General features: G+C 67.4%; 13 protein-coding genes. 1 reads left to right on the top strand and 12 read right to left on the bottom strand.

All coding sequences use genetic code 11. The annotated features are described in order from the left end of the window. Window positions 1-32: 32 nt before the first annotated feature. From GU920_RS11060 to GU920_RS11010, 11 genes are all read right to left on the bottom strand, one after another. Complete coding sequence (locus GU920_RS11060) at window positions 33-869, bottom strand: outer membrane protein assembly factor BamD (RefSeq protein ID WP_161767064.1); 837 nt, start codon at window positions 867-869, stop codon at window positions 33-35. 124 nt (window positions 870-993) lie between these two features. Further along, window positions 994-1,914, bottom strand: a complete 921-nt coding sequence (gene lpxC / locus GU920_RS11055) for a UDP-3-O-acyl-N-acetylglucosamine deacetylase (RefSeq protein WP_161767365.1) — start codon at window positions 1,912-1,914, stop codon at window positions 994-996. A gap of 244 nt (window positions 1,915-2,158) precedes the next feature. Continuing rightward, window positions 2,159-3,805, bottom strand: a complete 1,647-nt coding sequence (gene ftsZ, locus GU920_RS11050) for a cell division protein FtsZ (protein WP_161767063.1) — start codon at window positions 3,803-3,805, stop codon at window positions 2,159-2,161. 208 nt (window positions 3,806-4,013) lie between these two features. Beyond that, window positions 4,014-5,348: a cell division protein FtsA gene (ftsA, locus tag GU920_RS11045; RefSeq protein ID WP_161767062.1), complete on the bottom strand. Its 1,335-nt coding sequence runs from the start codon at window positions 5,346-5,348 to the stop codon at window positions 4,014-4,016. Beyond that, a complete protein-coding gene (locus GU920_RS11040; RefSeq protein ID WP_161767364.1) occupies window positions 5,345-6,328 on the bottom strand; it encodes a cell division protein FtsQ/DivIB in 984 nt (327 codons plus the stop codon). The genes ftsA and GU920_RS11040 overlap by 4 nt, the downstream gene beginning before the upstream one ends. A 125-nt stretch (window positions 6,329-6,453) precedes the next feature. Further along, window positions 6,454-7,374: a D-alanine--D-alanine ligase gene (locus tag GU920_RS11035; protein ID WP_161767061.1), complete on the bottom strand. Its 921-nt coding sequence runs from the start codon at window positions 7,372-7,374 to the stop codon at window positions 6,454-6,456. A 41-nt stretch (window positions 7,375-7,415) separates the two neighbouring features. Continuing rightward, window positions 7,416-8,345 (bottom strand): UDP-N-acetylmuramate dehydrogenase, encoded by a 930-nt coding sequence (gene murB, locus GU920_RS11030; RefSeq protein WP_161767060.1) that lies wholly within the window; start codon window positions 8,343-8,345, stop codon window positions 7,416-7,418. A 66-nt stretch (window positions 8,346-8,411) separates the two neighbouring features. Beyond that, entirely contained in the window at window positions 8,412-8,669 is a 258-nt protein-coding gene (locus tag GU920_RS11025; RefSeq protein WP_161767059.1) for a DUF2484 family protein, read from the bottom strand. Beyond that, the gene (murC, locus tag GU920_RS11020; protein ID WP_161767058.1) at window positions 8,666-10,090 is read right to left on the bottom strand and encodes a UDP-N-acetylmuramate--L-alanine ligase; all 1,425 of its coding nucleotides are present in this window, start codon (window positions 10,088-10,090) and stop codon (window positions 8,666-8,668) included. The genes GU920_RS11025 and murC overlap by 4 nt, the downstream gene beginning before the upstream one ends. Beyond that, on the bottom strand, window positions 10,087-11,187 hold the full coding sequence (locus tag GU920_RS11015; protein ID WP_161767057.1) for a UDP-N-acetylglucosamine--N-acetylmuramyl-(pentapeptide) pyrophosphoryl-undecaprenol N-acetylglucosamine transferase: 1,101 nt from the start codon (window positions 11,185-11,187) through the stop codon (window positions 10,087-10,089). The genes murC and GU920_RS11015 overlap by 4 nt, the downstream gene beginning before the upstream one ends. Then, the gene (locus GU920_RS11010) at window positions 11,187-12,353 is read right to left on the bottom strand and encodes a peptidoglycan glycosyltransferase FtsW (protein WP_161767056.1); all 1,167 of its coding nucleotides are present in this window, start codon (window positions 12,351-12,353) and stop codon (window positions 11,187-11,189) included. Before GU920_RS11010 ends, GU920_RS11015 begins: the two co-directional genes overlap by 1 nt. Before the next feature lie 388 nt (window positions 12,354-12,741). On the opposite strand from GU920_RS11010, the gene yghX reads away from it, so the two are divergent. Further along, entirely contained in the window at window positions 12,742-13,659 is a 918-nt protein-coding gene (gene yghX / locus GU920_RS11005; protein ID WP_161767055.1) for a YghX family hydrolase, read from the top strand. A 265-nt stretch (window positions 13,660-13,924) separates the two neighbouring features. On the opposite strand, the gene GU920_RS11000 is transcribed toward yghX, so the two are convergent. After that, window positions 13,925-14,659, bottom strand: a complete 735-nt coding sequence (locus tag GU920_RS11000; protein ID WP_161767054.1) for a 16S rRNA pseudouridine(516) synthase — start codon at window positions 14,657-14,659, stop codon at window positions 13,925-13,927. Between the last annotated feature and the right edge of the window lie 40 nt (window positions 14,660-14,699).

Genomic DNA, 14,699 nt, shown 5'->3' with positions numbered 1-14,699 from the left:
AGGATGGGCCCGCGGCCCATCCCCCCCAAAGGTTACAACCACTCGCCCCGGACCATCTGGCGATAGACCGACCGCAGCCAGCTGTCGCCCACCGCCTCGGGGTTCAGGCCCCGGCCCTTCAGCAGACGGAAGCTGTCATCATAGAAGGGCGACGATTGATAGTTGTAGCCAAGGATCGCCCCGGCCGTCTGCGCCTCTTGGGTGAAGCCCAGCGCCAGATAGGCCTCCACCAGACGGTGCAGCGCCTCGGCCGTATGCGTCGTGGTCTGGAAATCCTGCACCACGGTGCGGAATCGGTTGATCGCCGCCGTGTAATTGCCGCGCTTCAGGTAATAGCGCCCGATCTCCATCTCCTTGCCGGCCAGATGGTCAAAGGCCAGCTCGAATTTCAGCATCGCCGACCGCGCATAGTCGCTGTCGGGATATTGCTCGATCACGTCGCGCATCCCCGTCAACGCCTGGAAGGTCACGCCCTGATCCCGGCCCACATCGTCGATCTGGTCGTAATAGCTCAGCGCCATCAGATAGAGCGCATAGGGCGCATCCTCGTCGCCCGGGTAGAAATCAAGGAAACGCTGCGCCGCCGCCCGCGCCTCTTCGTATTTCTTGGCCTTGTGCAGGGCAAAGGCCTGCATGATCAGCGCGCGCTTGGCGAATTCCGAATAGGGATAAAGCCGCTCCACTTCCTGGAAATAGCGGATCGCCTCATCCGGCCGCCGCTCCGACGCCAGCCGCAATTCGCCCTGCTTGTAGATTTCCTCGGCCGTAAAGCTATCGAGAGGGGGCTCCCGCGTCCCGCCGCATGCCACCAGTGCCGAGGCAAGCAACGCCACGCCCAGGAACCGCGCGCCCGACTTAACGACTGCCATCTTCCGCCTACCCCACGTCATTCCTAGCACGCGGCAAGACATGCCCGCCGCGCCCGTGTTCTTGCAGTCGTCCTAGCACAGAAAAATCCGGGGCGCAAAACGGCTTTCGCGCCTCACGCAACCGTCAGGCGCGGTTCGGCAAATCCGCCGCATGGACACCCACACCCGGCAGCTTGCACCCGGTCTGTTCGCCCACTTCCACCATCGTCCAGGCATCGGGGGCGGCAAACAGCGCACGCAACAGCTTGTTCGTCAGCGAATGGCCCGCGCGGATGCCTGTATAACGCCCAAGGATCGGCGCCCCGGCCAGGAACAGATCCCCCATCGCGTCCAGCATCTTGTGACGCACGGGTTCATCCTCATGCCGCAGCCCGCCCGGGCTCAGCACCCGGTCACCATCGAACACGACCGCATTCTCCAGCGTGCCACCCAGCGCAAGGCCATTCGCCCGCATCGCATCCACATCGGCCTGACGGCAGAAGGTCCGGCTGTCCGACAATTCCCGCACAAAGGCACCATTGGCCAGACTCAGGCGCTTTTCCTGCCGCCCGATCGCCGCTTCGTCGAATTCGATGGCAAAGGCCATTTCCAGATTGTCCGCAGGCTCCAGCCGCGCCACCGCCGCACCGTCGCGCACCTCGATCGGGCGCAGCACGCGGATCGCGCGCACCACCGCATCCTGCCCCGTGATCCCCGCCTGCAGGAACCCCTCGACAAAGGGCATGGACGATCCGTCAAGGATCGGCACTTCCGGCCCGTCAATCTCGATCAGCGCGTTATGCACCGCACAGCCCGACAGCGCCGCCATCACATGTTCGATGGTCGAGACAGAGACGCCATCCGCATTGGCCACCAGCGTGCACAGCTTGGACGGGATCACCTGATCCCACAGCGCCGCCACGCGCGCCTCGCCCTGCGTCACATCCGTGCGCAGGAACACGATCCCATGACCCGCCGGCGCAGGCCGCACCGTCATGCGCACGGGCTTGCCGCCATGCAGGCCAAGGCCGGTAAAGGTCACTGCGGTTTTCAACGTCCGTTGCAAGATCGGTTCGTCCCGTATCATTTCTTCTTGGCCTGCCGGGCCCCACCCGTCCGCCGCGCGACCCGCCATGCTCACGGCCCGTCAACGCATGGTTTACCTAAGTTGCTGCACCTGCAAACTCAACTCACTCTTTGTGACGGAGTATGACAGAGGCCAGACCCACCCAATCCCCTGATTTTCAACGAAAAAACCCGGCCTCTCGGGGCCGGGTTTCCGCGATTGTTACAGGCTGCGTGAAGCGGCCTCAGTTCGCCTGACGGCGCAGGAAGGCCGGAATCTCGATCCGCTCCTGATCCGCGCTCATCTCCGGCTCGTCGTCATAGCCCTGCACCTGCGGCTGCTGGCGCACGGCATTGCCCTGCGTCTCGCCATGGCCACCGGCCATCCGGTTGATCAGCGACCCAATGCCAAAGCGCGGGCGCGGGGCCTCGGGCTGCTTGGCGGCCGGGGCCTGCACACGCGGCGCGGGCGCGGCGGGGCGGGCCTGCCCCTGCATCGCGGGGGCCTTGCTGACAGCAGCCTGCAGGCGGGCCAGCGCTTCGGGCGTGGGGGTTCCGGGCGCGCGCGGGCGCGGCGCGACAAAGCTGCCCGCATCCTGATCGAGCGGCGCCGTCGTCCGCGCGGCCACCGGCGCCGTGGCCGGGGTCGGTGCGGGCTGCGGGCGATAGGCGGGCGGGGGCAGATCGTCGGACATGTCCAGATCCGCCGCCGCCTCGAAGGACGGCGCAGGATCAAACAGCGACGGCTCCGGCGCGGCCTGCATCACCGGCTCAGGCTGCGGCATCGGGGCGGGGATCGGGGCGGGCTGCGGTGCGGGCGCCATCTGCTGCATGGTCAGCGGCACCTCGCGGCGCTGTTCCACCTGCGGCAGCGGCGCGGCCATGCTACGGCGCGCCACCGGCGCCTCCTGCTTGGCGGCCCGGCTGACATCAATGCCCGTCGCCACGACCGACACGCGGATCGCGCCTCCCATCGTGTCATCCAGCGTGGACCCCACGATGATGTTCGCCTCGGGATCCACCTTCTCGCGGATGATGTTCGCGGCCTCGTCCAGTTCGAACAGCGTCAGGTCGTAGCCGCCGGTGATGTTGATCAGCACGCCTTTGGCGCCGTTCAGCGAAATCTCGTCCAGAAGCGGGTTGGCAATCGCCTTCTCGGCCGCCTGCACCGCGCGATCCTCGCCCGTCGCCTCGCCCGTGCCCATCATGGCCTTGCCCATCTCGTCCATCACCGCGCGCACGTCGGCAAAGTCGAGGTTGATCAGGCCAGGGCGCACCATCAGGTCGGTCACACCCTTCACGCCTTGATAGAGCACGTCATCGGCCATCGCGAAGGCCTCGGTAAAGGTCGTGCGCTCATTCGCCAGCCGGAACAGGTTCTGGTTCGGGATGATGATCAGCGTGTCCACCACCTTCTGCAGCGCCTCGATGCCCTCTTCGGCCTGCTTCATCCGCTTGGCGCCTTCGAACTGGAAGGGCTTGGTCACCACGCCCACCGTCAGCACGCCCAATTCCCGCGCCGCCTGCGCGATGATCGGCGCCGCACCCGTCCCGGTGCCGCCGCCCATGCCCGCGGTGATGAAACACATATGCGCCCCGGCCAGATGATCGACGATCTCCTCGATCGTCTCTTCCGCCGCCGCAGCACCCACGGTCGGCCGCGCGCCCGCGCCCAGCCCTTCCGTGACCTTCAACCCCATCTGGATGCGCGCATGCGCCCGGCTGTGCTTCAGCGCCTGCGCATCCGTGTTGGCCACCACGAACTCGACGCCTTCAAGGTTCTTGTCGATCATGTTGTTGACGGCGTTGCCACCGGCCCCGCCAACGCCAAAGACGGTGATGCGCGGCTTCAGCTCTTCCTGCTGCGAGGTCATCATCAGATTAAGGGTCATTGCCACTCCGCCTGCTGTTCGTTGCGCCGCCGCTTTTTGCCGCCCGGCTGTTAATCGCGCCTGTCCCGGGCGCAAGAATCCGAATTTATCCACGATTCTATCCACAAAGGGGGTGTCAGGTCACGCGAAAAACACCAAAACGCCACAAAATATGGGCGGCAGCTGCCTCCAACCAGCGGGATTTCGCCGTCACCACAGGATATGGTCGTTACCAGTTGTCCTTGAACCATTTGAAGGCCCTCTTCAGCGACCGCGCGGGATACCGCTCACTCGGGATCTCGAAATCCCACCACTCATCCTGCGGATGTGCCGCGAACAGGCACAGCCCCACCGCGCTGGCAAAAGGCGCGCCCGTGGCCGCCTGCGGCAGGCCCTGCACGCGCAAGGGACGGCCCAGCCGCACCTGCTGGCCCAGAATCCGCGCCGCCAGCCCGTCCAGCCCGGGGATCTGGCTCGCCCCCCCGGTCAGCACGATCTGCTGGCTCGGCAGGTATTCGAACCCCGCCGCATCCAGCCGCGACCGCGCCTCTTCCAGAATTTCCTCGACCCGGGGCCGCATGATCCCGATCAGCTCCGTCCGGCTGATCTGGCGGCGGTCCTTCTCCCAGTCGCCGCTCTCGCCGCCCATCTCGATCATCTCGCGGTCATCCATGCTGGTGGCATAAATGCCGCCATGCTTGGTCTTGATCTTCTCGGCCACCGCAAACGGGATCTGCAAGCCCTTGGAGATGTCGGATGTCACATGATCCCCGCCCATCCGAACGCTGTCGGCATAGATCATGTGCTTTTTCATGAAGATCGAGATGCCGGTCGATCCGCCGCCCATGTCGATGCAGGCCGCGCCCAGTTCCTGCTCGTCCTCCACCAGCGACGAAATCCCCGACACATAGGCCGAAGACGCGATCCCCGCCAACTCCAGGTCGCAGCGCTTGATGCAGTAAAGCAGGTTCTGCACCACCGACCCCTCGACCGACAGAAGATGCATGTCGCAAGCCAGCCGATTGCCGATCTGCCCGCGCGGATCGCCCAGCCCCGTTCGGTGATCCAGCGCGAAATTCACCGGCTGCGCATGCAGCACCTCGCGCCCCGGCCCAAGGTCCGGCACATCGCAGGCCGCCAGCACCCGCGCCACGTCCTGCTCCGTCACCACCGAATCCTGCAGGTCCCACTCCCCCGCCAGCCCATAGCTGCGCGGCTCGGCACCCGAGAAACAGGCGATCACATGATCCACTCGCACATTGGCCATCTTCTGCGCCGCCTGCACCGCCGTGCGGATCGCGCGCTCGGTCTCGTTCATCACGGCGATCTCGCCGAACTTCACCCCGCGCGACCGCGTGGTGGCCGCCCCGATCACCCGAAACGACGACTGCCCCGCCATCGGCCCCACGCCATCGGCCTCGCGCAGGCGTTCGGGTCCGTCAAAACGCAGGATCAGACAGGCAATCTTCGATGTCCCCACATCCAGCACGGCCACCACGCCGCGCTGCATGGCCGCCCGCCGCATATGCCGCATCGCCCGCTGGGATTCGTAAAGCCCGGTCATAATTCGCTCCCGCTCACATCAATGCCCTGCGCCTTGCGGTGTTCGTTCAGCGCAAAAGGCGCCAACCGCAGCGTGGGTCTGTTGTCATTTCTCAGATCGACGCTCAGAACGTCGCGCGCCAGAATGTCCTCGGCCTTGTCCAGCGCCATCAGCCGCTCCAGCGCCGCCACCGCATCCGCCTCGGGCAAAAGGATGCGCTGGTTGCGGTCAAGGATCAGATCCCAGCGCCGCTCGCCCATCCGCACCAGCCCGCGCACGCGCGGCAGGATCGGCGCCGCCACGGCGAACAGCTCCAACGCCTCCGCCGTCGCGCGATCCGCGCCCTCGCCCGCGATCAGGGGCAGATCGGGCCGGTCCGTCCGCGCCGCAAGCCCCGCCACGCGGAACCCGCCCTCGTCCAGCATCTCCAGCCGGTCACCCAGCCGCCACAGGACGACCGGCACCCGCTCGGTGATCGCCACCTGCAGCACGCCGCCCGACCGCACGCGCAATTCCGCCTGCGCCACCGCGTCCAGCTCCTCGATCCGCGCGCGCACCGCATCCAGATCAATGTCGAACGATGACATCGGCAATTGCAGATCCACCCGCGCCCGGATCGCCTCGGCCAGTTCGGGCGACGCCCCCTCCACCGACATCAGCCCCACCCGGAACTCGGGCCGCGCCTGAAACTTGTCCTTCAGATCCTCATAGACCCCGACCACCGCAGCGCGCCGGTCCGCATTGCCAGCATAAAGCCCCACCGCCATCGCCAGCAGAAAGACCGGCACCCCCACCCGGGCCAGGATGCGGAAATAGGGCGTCAGCCACAGCCGCTGCATCCGGTATTGCCAGCGCGACGGCGCCGGATCGCGGCGCGGAGCGCGATGATAGACACGCGCGCCTCCCTGCTGCGCTCCCTGCGGCTCTGGGCGCGGCTCTGGGCGCGGCTCACCCCGCGACTCCGGGCGCGGCTCGCCGCGCGGCTCGCCTCTCGCCTCCATCCGGGGCTCGGTCCAGGCCTCGGCCCAGCGTTCCATGCGGGGCGCGCCCTGCCCCGCCGCCGAAAGGCGCGGCTCGGTCCGCAACGGTTGCCCAAAGGCCGCCTGCCCCTTCACAGGGCGCCCGTTCAGCGGTTGCATGACGCATCCTCCACGATCCAGCGGCACAGATCGGCAAAGCTCATCCCCACCTGCGCGGCATGTTCCGGGCTCAGCGAGGTGGGCGTCATCCCCGGCTGCGTGTTCGTCTCCAGCAGGATCAGCCCCGACAGACCCCGCGCCTCGTCCCAGCGGAAATCGGTCCGGCTCAGCCCCCGGCACCCCAGCGCCCGATGCGCCCGCAGCGCATAATCCCGACAGGCCGCCTCGATCTCGGCCGGGATGTTCGCGGGCACCTCATGGCGGCTGCCGCCGGGCTTGTACTTGGCATCATAATCATACCAGCCATCGGTGATGATGTCGGTCACGCACAGCGCCCGATCCCCCAGCACCGACACCGTCAACTCCCGCCCCGGCGCATAGGTCTCCACCATCACCGTGGCAGGCATCTCGGCGGCCAGTCGCGGCGCGTTCGATCCCTCCCGCACGATATAGACCCCGACCGAAGACCCCTCGTTCACCGGTTTCACGACATAGGGCGCAGGCATCACATGCCCCGCCTCCACCGCCTCGCGCGGCACGACCACGCTTTCCACGATGGGCAGGCCCGCCACGCGGTAAGCCTCCTTCGCGCGCTGCTTGTCCATCGCCAAGGCCGAAGCCAGAACCCCCGAATGGGTATAGGGAATGCGCAGCCATTCCAGCATCCCCTGCACACAGCCATCCTCGCCCCAGCGGCCATGCAGGGCATTGAAACACACATCAGGGGAAATCTCGGCCAGTCGCGCAGCCAGATCGAGGCCGCAATCGACCTCCACCACCTCATATCCCGCCTCGCGCAATGCCCGGGCACATTCGCGCCCTGAAACCAGAGAGACCTCCCGCTCTGCGGAAAGCCCACCCTTCAACACCGCCACAAGGGGGACGCTTCTGCCCGAACCGCCCGCCATTTTCGCCTCGAACCCCGGGTCTTGCGCCCGGATTTTTCTTGTTATTCAGCCGTCGCTTCGCCGACGCGCATGATTTCCCATTCTAGCGTGATCCCGCTGTGTTGGAAAACCCTTTTTCGCACCTCTTCGCCCAATCCTTCCAGATCGGCCGCCGTCGCGCCGCCCGCATTGATCAGGAAATTAGAATGCATCTCGCTCATCTGCGCGCCGCCCCGCCGCGCGCCGCGCATGCCCGCGTCGTCGATCACCTTCCAGGCCTTCAATTCATGCGTATCATCCGCCCGCCCCGTGGACGACCGCCCCAACGGGTTGCGGAAGGTGGACCCCGCGCTGCGTTCCTTGGTGGGCTGGCTCGCATCACGCTTGGCGATCTGCTCGGCCATCTTCGCCTCCAGCGCGGCAGGCTCGCCCGGCCCGGCGCGGAAGCTGGCCTCGATGATCACCCAGCCCTCGGGCAGCGTCGATTGCCGATAGCGCAGATCCAGATCCGCCGCAGGGATCACCACCACATCCCCCGCCCCCGTCACCGCCCGGACCGAGATCAGGTGATCGGCCACATAAGACCCGTAACAGCCCGCATTCATCCGCACCGCCCCGCCGATGCTGCCGGGAATAGTGCGCAAAAACGTCAGGTCCAGCCCGGCTTCGGCCGCCTTCCGAGCCACATGCGCATCCAGCGCCGCCGCCCCCGCCGTGACCCGGTCCGCTTCAACCGAAATCCCGTTGAACCCCCGCCCCAGCCGGATCACCACCGCCCGGATGCCGCCATCCCGCACGATCAGGTTCGACCCGACCCCCATCGGAAACACCGTCACCGCAGGGTCAAGGTCGCGCAGGAAGGCCGCCAGATCGGCCTCGTCCGCTGGCTGGAACAGCGCATCCGCCGGCCCGCCCACGCGTAGCCATGTCAGATCGGCCAGCGGGCGATGCAGGGTCAGGGTGCCACGGGGATGGGGAAGGTCGCGCAACATGCACGCTTCGTAGCCGCCCGCACCCCCCCCCCAGCACATCCGATACAGCCCGTGGCGGCCCTGCCCCTATTCCGCCGGTTCCATCACCTTGCGCCGCAACCAGCGCACGAAATAGATCACCGGCCAGCGCAGCACGCTCGCCCCTGCCGCCAAAAGCACCATACCCCAGATCGGCCCGGCCTCCCACGTCACCCAGCCAAGGATCGGGATCCCCACCGCGATCAGCACGAAGGCCCGCCGCCAGTGATGATCCCGGCTCGGGATCATCGCCGCCACATTGGCCGCGATCAGCCAGAGGCAGGCGCTGATCAGCGCCCCGCTCACGCCGCCGCCCCCATCAGCCGACCGGGCAGGTTGTTCGCCCAGGCGCTGATCGTGCCAGCCCCCAGACAGACCACCATGTCGCCGGGCCGCGCCTGTTCCTTCACCAGCCGCGCCAGATCACCTTCATCCGTGATCCCCCGGGCATGGCGATGGCCATGCGCGATCAGCCCCGAAATCAGATCATCCCGGCTTGCCCCCGGAATGGGATCCTCGCCCGCCGCATAGACATCGGCAATCGCCACCACATCCGCCTCGTTGAAGCAGGTGCAGAACTCCTCGAACAGGTTCGACAGCCGCGTGTAGCGATGCGGCTGATGCACCGCGATGATCCGCGCGCCGGGCGTCCCCGCCACCGCTTGCCGCGCCGCCTTCAGCACCGCCGCAATCTCCACCGGGTGATGGCCGTAATCGTCGATGATGGTCACGCCATTCACCTCACCCACCCGGGTGAACCGCCGGTTCACCCCGCCAAAGCCCGCCAGCGCCTCGCGGATCTCGTCCTTCTTCATCCCCAGATGCCGCGCCACTGCAATCGCCGACAGCGCATTCGATACGTTGTGATCCCCCGGCATCGGCAGCGTGCAGCCCTCGATCATCACGCCCTCCCCTTCATTCTGAAGGAGAACGTCGAACATCGCCGTTCCATTCCGATAAGTCAGATTGACCGCCCGCACATCCGCCTGCGCGTTGAACCCGAAGGTCACGATCCGCCGATCCGTGACGCGCCCCACCAAGGCCTGCACCTCCGGGTGATCCGTGCAGCAGACGGCCAGCCCGTAGAACGGGATGTTCGACACGAAATCGAGAAACCCCTTCCGCAGCGCATCGAACGATCCCCAATGCTCCATATGCTCGGGGTCGATATTCGTCACGATGGCAATCGTCGCGGGCAGCTTGTTGAAGGACCCGTCGCTTTCATCGGCCTCCACAACCATCCACTCGCCCGCCCCGGCCCGGGCGTTGGATCCATAGGCATGGATCACGCCCCCGTTGATCACCGTCGGATCGAACCCGCCCTTGTCCAGAAGCGTCGCCACCATCGTCGTGGTGGTCGTCTTCCCATGCGTCCCGGCAATCGCGATATTCGACTTCAGCCGCATCAACTCGGCCAGCATCTCGGCCCGCCGCACCACCGGCAGCTTGCGCCGCCGCGCCTCTTCCAGCTCCGGGTTGCCCTTCTTGATGGCGGAAGAAATCACCACCACCGCCGCCTCGCCGATATTCTCGGCCCGCTGCCCCTCGAAGAACACCGCCCCCAGCGATACCAGCCGGTCGGTGATCTTGCTGGCCTTGGCATCCGATCCCTGCACCGGATAGCCCAGCGTCATCAGCACCTCGGCAATCCCCGACATCCCGATCCCGCCGATCCCCACGAAATGGATGGGGCCCAGCTCCCCCGGAAGCTTCGTCGCCGCGTTCATGCTGTTTTCCCCTTCGCCAGTTCCTCGACCAGCGCCACCAGCCGCTCGGTCGCATCGGGGCGCCCCTGCCCCAGCGCATGCTGCGCCATCGCCACGGCCCGGTCGGGCTGCGTCAGTACGGCCCCCAATTGCGCGGCCAGCCCGTCGGGGTCAAGCAGGTTTTCCGGCATCACCACGGCGGCCCCGGCGTCAACCAGCCCCCGCGCGTTGGCCGTCTGGTGATCCCCCGTCGCCGCGGCAAAGGGGATCAGGATGGCAGGCCGCCCGATCACGCTGATATCGGCAACCGACGACGCACCCGACCGGCTGACCACCAGCTGCGCCTCCGCCAGCCGCGCGGGAATGTCCCGAAAGAAGGGTTGCACCTCCGCCACGATCCCCGCCGCCTCATAGGCCGCAACCACCCGCGCCATATCCTCCTCGCGCGCCTGATGCGCCACCCGCAGATGGCGCCGCACCCCCTCGGGCAACCGCGCCACCGCATCGGGCACCACATCCGACAGAACCCGCGCCCCCTGCGACCCGCCGATCACCAAAAGGCTCATGGGATAATCCCCCGGCGGGATGTACCCCGCCGCCGCCCGCTCCAGCACCGCCGCCCGCACCGGATTTCCCGTATGGAGGCCCGCCACACCCTCAGGCAGCGCGGTGGGCCATGTCCCGCAGGCCACCCGGTCCACCCGCCGCGCAAAGACGCGGTTCACCCGCCCCAGCACCCCGTTCTGCTCATGGATCATCCGCGGCCGCCGCAGCAGCCAGGCCGCCGCCAACGCGGGGATCGTGGGATAGCCGCCAAAGCCCACCACCACCGCCGGCCGGTCGCGCAACATGCCCGCCACCGCCGACAGCACACCGCCCAAGATCCGGAACGGCACCATGGCCTTCGCCGCCGCGCCCCCACGGGCAAAGGTGGCGCTCGCCACCTCCTCCACCTGCACGACATGGGGGAACCCGCCCGCATAGCGCGCGCCCCGCGCATCCGTGGACAGCTTCACCCGCCAGCCCCGCCGCACCATCGCCTCGGCCAGCGCCTGCGCGGGGAACATGTGCCCCCCCGTCCCCCCCGCAGCGATCAGAAGCAGCGGCTTGCCCCCCATCAGCGCCCCCCGCGCCCGAAGATATCGCCCATCTGCCCCTGCGGCCGCGCCCGCGTCATCGCCAACAGCGCCCCTACCGTGATCCCCGCCGCGATGACCGAAGACCCACCATAGCTGACGAAAGGCAGCGTCATCCCCTTCGCGGGCAGCAGCCGCACCGCCACCCCCATGTTGATCATCGCCTGCACGCCGAAGATGCAGGCCAGCCCCGTCCCCGCCAGCCGGATGAACGGGTCGCGCTCCTTCGTCAGCCGCATCAGCGACCGCACGACGACCGTGGTATAAAGCGCAATGATCACAAGGACGAGGATCAGCCCATATTCCTCTGCCGCGACCGCGATGATGAAATCGGTATGCGCATCGGGCAGCGACCATTTCACCTGCCCCGCACCCACGCCCACGCCGAAGAACCCGCCCTCCTGGATGGCGTTGGTGGCGTATCCCAGCTGCGTGCGCGGGTCGATGTCCGGCGTCAGGAACCCGTCGATCCGGCGCGCGAAATGCTCGCTGCTCTCATAGGCGGCAAAGCCCCCCACCGCGACCATCCCCACCACCACGGCAATCAGCGTCATTGGCGCGCCCGCCACGAAATAGATCACGCCCCAGCCAAACAGCACCAGCGCCGCCTGCCCGAAATCCGGCTGCAGGGCCAGAAGCCCCACCACCACCAGCGCGATGGCAAAGCTCACCGTCTTGCCCGGCGGTCCGTTCAGATCGAAACTCGCCGCCATCAGCCAGGCCACGACAACCACGAAACCGGGTTTGAGGAATTCCGAAGGCTGGAAGGATGCAAAGCCAAGGCTGAACCACCGCACCGCCCCCTTGCCGAAATCCGTCCCGAAAAACGGCAAGAGCAGCATCGCGACAAAGGCCAGCCCAAAGCCCAGCACCCCGATCCGCCGCACCATCGCGGGCGTCATCATCGACACGCCCACCATCGCCGCCAGCGCCAGCCCGCCAAAGAAGGCCTGCCGCTGCACATAGTGAAACGGCTCAAGGCCATTGCGGCTCGCCAGCGGCACACTCGCCGCCAATCCCAAGAGAAGCCCGATGCCGAACAGCACCATGATACAGGTCATCGACCACTTGTCGATCGTTCGCCACCAACGCGGAAGAACCGGCTCCGTCACCCGTGAGGGCATGGAACCATAGACCATCTCAGTCATGGATATTCGCCTGTCGCCTGCACTGCTCATGCCCGTTTCCCGGGCTTGGGGGTGAGTCTAGCCCAACTCCCCGAATCAATCCAGCGCAAACCTCGCCGCGCGACTCACCCGATGTGCGTCCGATTCGGCCCAGATCCCTCCCCTAACCCCCCCTTCATCTTGGCAAAAAATACCCTGGGGGAAGCCGCCACCGGCGGCGTGGGGGCAAGGCCCCCAAGGGCTTTTCGCCCCCCGCCCCTCCCCCGCGCCCAGCGCCGCAGCCGGGCGCGCGGCACGCGCGGCCGACCTGCGGCGCGCCCCTTCCCTCACGCATAGGTGAACGCCCCGCCGCGCCCGCCGCCACGGACCCGGACTATTCTCATTCTGAAACCGCCAGAGGAGCCCCCCGATGACCGCACCCACCCCCACACCCCGCCTGACCGCCCGCGACTTCTCCCCCGAACTTCTCGAACTCTACGATTTCTACGCCCATGGCCGGATCACCAAGCGCGAGTTCCTCGACCGCGCGGGCAAGTTCGCCGTAGGCGGGCTCACCGCCGCCGCCCTCCTGTCGGTCCTGTCGCCCGATTACGCGCTGGCCTCCCAGATCGACTTCACCGATCCCGATATCCTGCCCGAATACATCACCTATCCCTCGCCCGATGGCCATGGCACGGTGCGCGGCTACCTCGTCCGCCCCGCCGTGGAAGGTGTCGCCCTCACCGATCCCCGCCCCGCCGTCGTGGTCGTGCACGAAAACCGCGGCCTCAACCCCTATATCGAGGATGTCGCCCGCCGCGTCGCCAAGGCAGGCTACATCGCGCTCGCCCCCGATGGGCTCACCTCCATGGGCGGCTATCCGGGGAACGACGAGAAGGGCCGCGAACTGCAAGCGCAGGTCGATCCCGAAAAGCTGATGAACGATTTCTTCGCCGCGATCGACTTTCTCAAGACCGACAGCCGCACCACGGGCAAGGTGGGCATCACCGGCTTCTGCTACGGCGGCGGGGTCTCCAACGCCGCCGCCGTCGCCTTCCCCGATCTCGCCTGCGCCGTCCCCTTCTACGGGCGGCAGGCGGCGGCCGAAGACGTGGCCCGCATCACTGCGCCCATCCTTCTGCATTACGCCGAGCTTGACACCCGCATCAACGAAGGCTGGCCCGCCTACGAGGCCGCGCTGAAAGCCGCCGGAAAAACCTACGAGGCGCATATCTACCCCGGCGTGAACCACGGCTTCCACAATGACAGCACCCCCCGCTACGACGAGGCCGCCGCCAAGCTGGCCTGGGATCGCACGCTGGCCTGGTTCGCGAAATACCTCGCCTGACCGGCCCATCCTTGCCGCGCGCCACCGCATCCCCTGCGGCGGCGCGCGCCATCACCGGCACCCCCGCCAAAGAACCGTCCCGCCCCGCGTGACAAGGACCGAAACCACCTGCCGCGGGTTCTGCCGCGCCATCCGGGTTCCGCCGCCGATCCGCCGGGCAAGGACCCCGCGCCCCTCCCGCACCGCCCCCCCGCAGACACCGCGCCCCCGCAGTCACAACGCGATCAACACACCCGCGCCGCGCCCGCCCGCACGCGCCCCTGACTCAGTCAAAGATCGCGCCGATCTCCGCCTCGCTCAGCACCCGCCACGCGCCGGGCGCCATCCCCTCGGGCAGGCGCAGCCCGCCCAAAGCCTCGCGGTGCAGGGCCTCCACATGGTTGCCCACCGCCGCAAACATACGGCGCACCTGATGATACCGCCCCTCCGTCACCGTCAGCAGCGCCTCCGTCGCCGACACTACCTCCAGTTGCGCGGGGGCAAGCGGCTTCTCCTCCCCCTCCAGCATCAACCGGCCCGAGGCGAACACCTCCCCCTCCCGCCCCGTCAGGGGCCGCGCCAGCCGCGCGCTATAGACCTTCCGCACATGGCGCTTGGGGCTGATGATGCGATGCAACAGCGCCCCGTCATCGGTCATCAAGAGCAGCCCCGATGTCTGCTTGTCCAGCCGCCCCACCGTCGAAATCGCCGGATCCCGCCGCCGCCAGCGCGCAGGCAGGATGTCGTAGACCAGCGGCCCGGCCTCCTTGTGCGAACAGGTCATCCCCAGCGGCTTGTTCAGCAGGATCACCATCCCCGCCACCGGATCAAGCGCCTCATCCTCGACCCGCATCCGTTGCGGCAGGTCCGGCGTCACCGCGATGCGCAGGCTCACATCCGCCAGCACCGCACCATCCAGCACGATCCCGCCCGCCTTGGCCAGCCGCGCCATCTCGGTGCGCGACCCATAACCCATCGACGACAGCAGCCGATCCACCCGCATGGTCTGCACCTTGCCCATCTCACAGCCCTTTCCCAACCGCCCGACACTTGGCCGCAGA

Source organism: Paragemmobacter ruber, assembly GCF_009908315.1.
Taxonomy (GTDB): Bacteria; Pseudomonadota; Alphaproteobacteria; order Rhodobacterales; family Rhodobacteraceae; genus Paragemmobacter; species Paragemmobacter ruber.
Note: the sequence above shows the minus strand (reverse complement) of the source record. Positions and strands in the feature narration are given on the sequence as shown.

Excerpts from the sequence above, each read along its gene's own strand:
- GU920_RS11060 (WP_161767064.1), bottom strand. The coding sequence starts at position 869 with ATGGCAGTCGTTAAGTCGGGCGCGCGGTTCCTGGGCGTGGCGTTGCTT.
- ftsZ (WP_161767063.1), bottom strand. The coding sequence starts at position 3,805 with ATGACCCTTAATCTGATGATGACCTCGCAGCAGGAAGAGCTGAAGCCG.
- ftsA (WP_161767062.1), bottom strand. The coding sequence starts at position 5,348 with ATGACCGGGCTTTACGAATCCCAGCGGGCGATGCGGCATATGCGGCGG.
- GU920_RS11040 (WP_161767364.1), bottom strand. The coding sequence starts at position 6,328 with ATGGAGGCGAGAGGCGAGCCGCGCGGCGAGCCGCGCCCGGAGTCGCGG.
- GU920_RS11035 (WP_161767061.1), bottom strand. The coding sequence starts at position 7,374 with ATGGCGGGCGGTTCGGGCAGAAGCGTCCCCCTTGTGGCGGTGTTGAAG.
- murB (WP_161767060.1), bottom strand. The coding sequence starts at position 8,345 with ATGTTGCGCGACCTTCCCCATCCCCGTGGCACCCTGACCCTGCATCGC.
- murC (WP_161767058.1), bottom strand. The coding sequence starts at position 10,090 with ATGAACGCGGCGACGAAGCTTCCGGGGGAGCTGGGCCCCATCCATTTC.
- GU920_RS11015 (WP_161767057.1), bottom strand. The coding sequence starts at position 11,187 with ATGGGGGGCAAGCCGCTGCTTCTGATCGCTGCGGGGGGGACGGGGGGG.
- GU920_RS11010 (WP_161767056.1), bottom strand. The coding sequence starts at position 12,353 with ATGACTGAGATGGTCTATGGTTCCATGCCCTCACGGGTGACGGAGCCG.
- yghX (WP_161767055.1), top strand. The coding sequence starts at position 12,742 with ATGACCGCACCCACCCCCACACCCCGCCTGACCGCCCGCGACTTCTCC.
- GU920_RS11000 (WP_161767054.1), bottom strand. The coding sequence starts at position 14,659 with ATGGGCAAGGTGCAGACCATGCGGGTGGATCGGCTGCTGTCGTCGATG.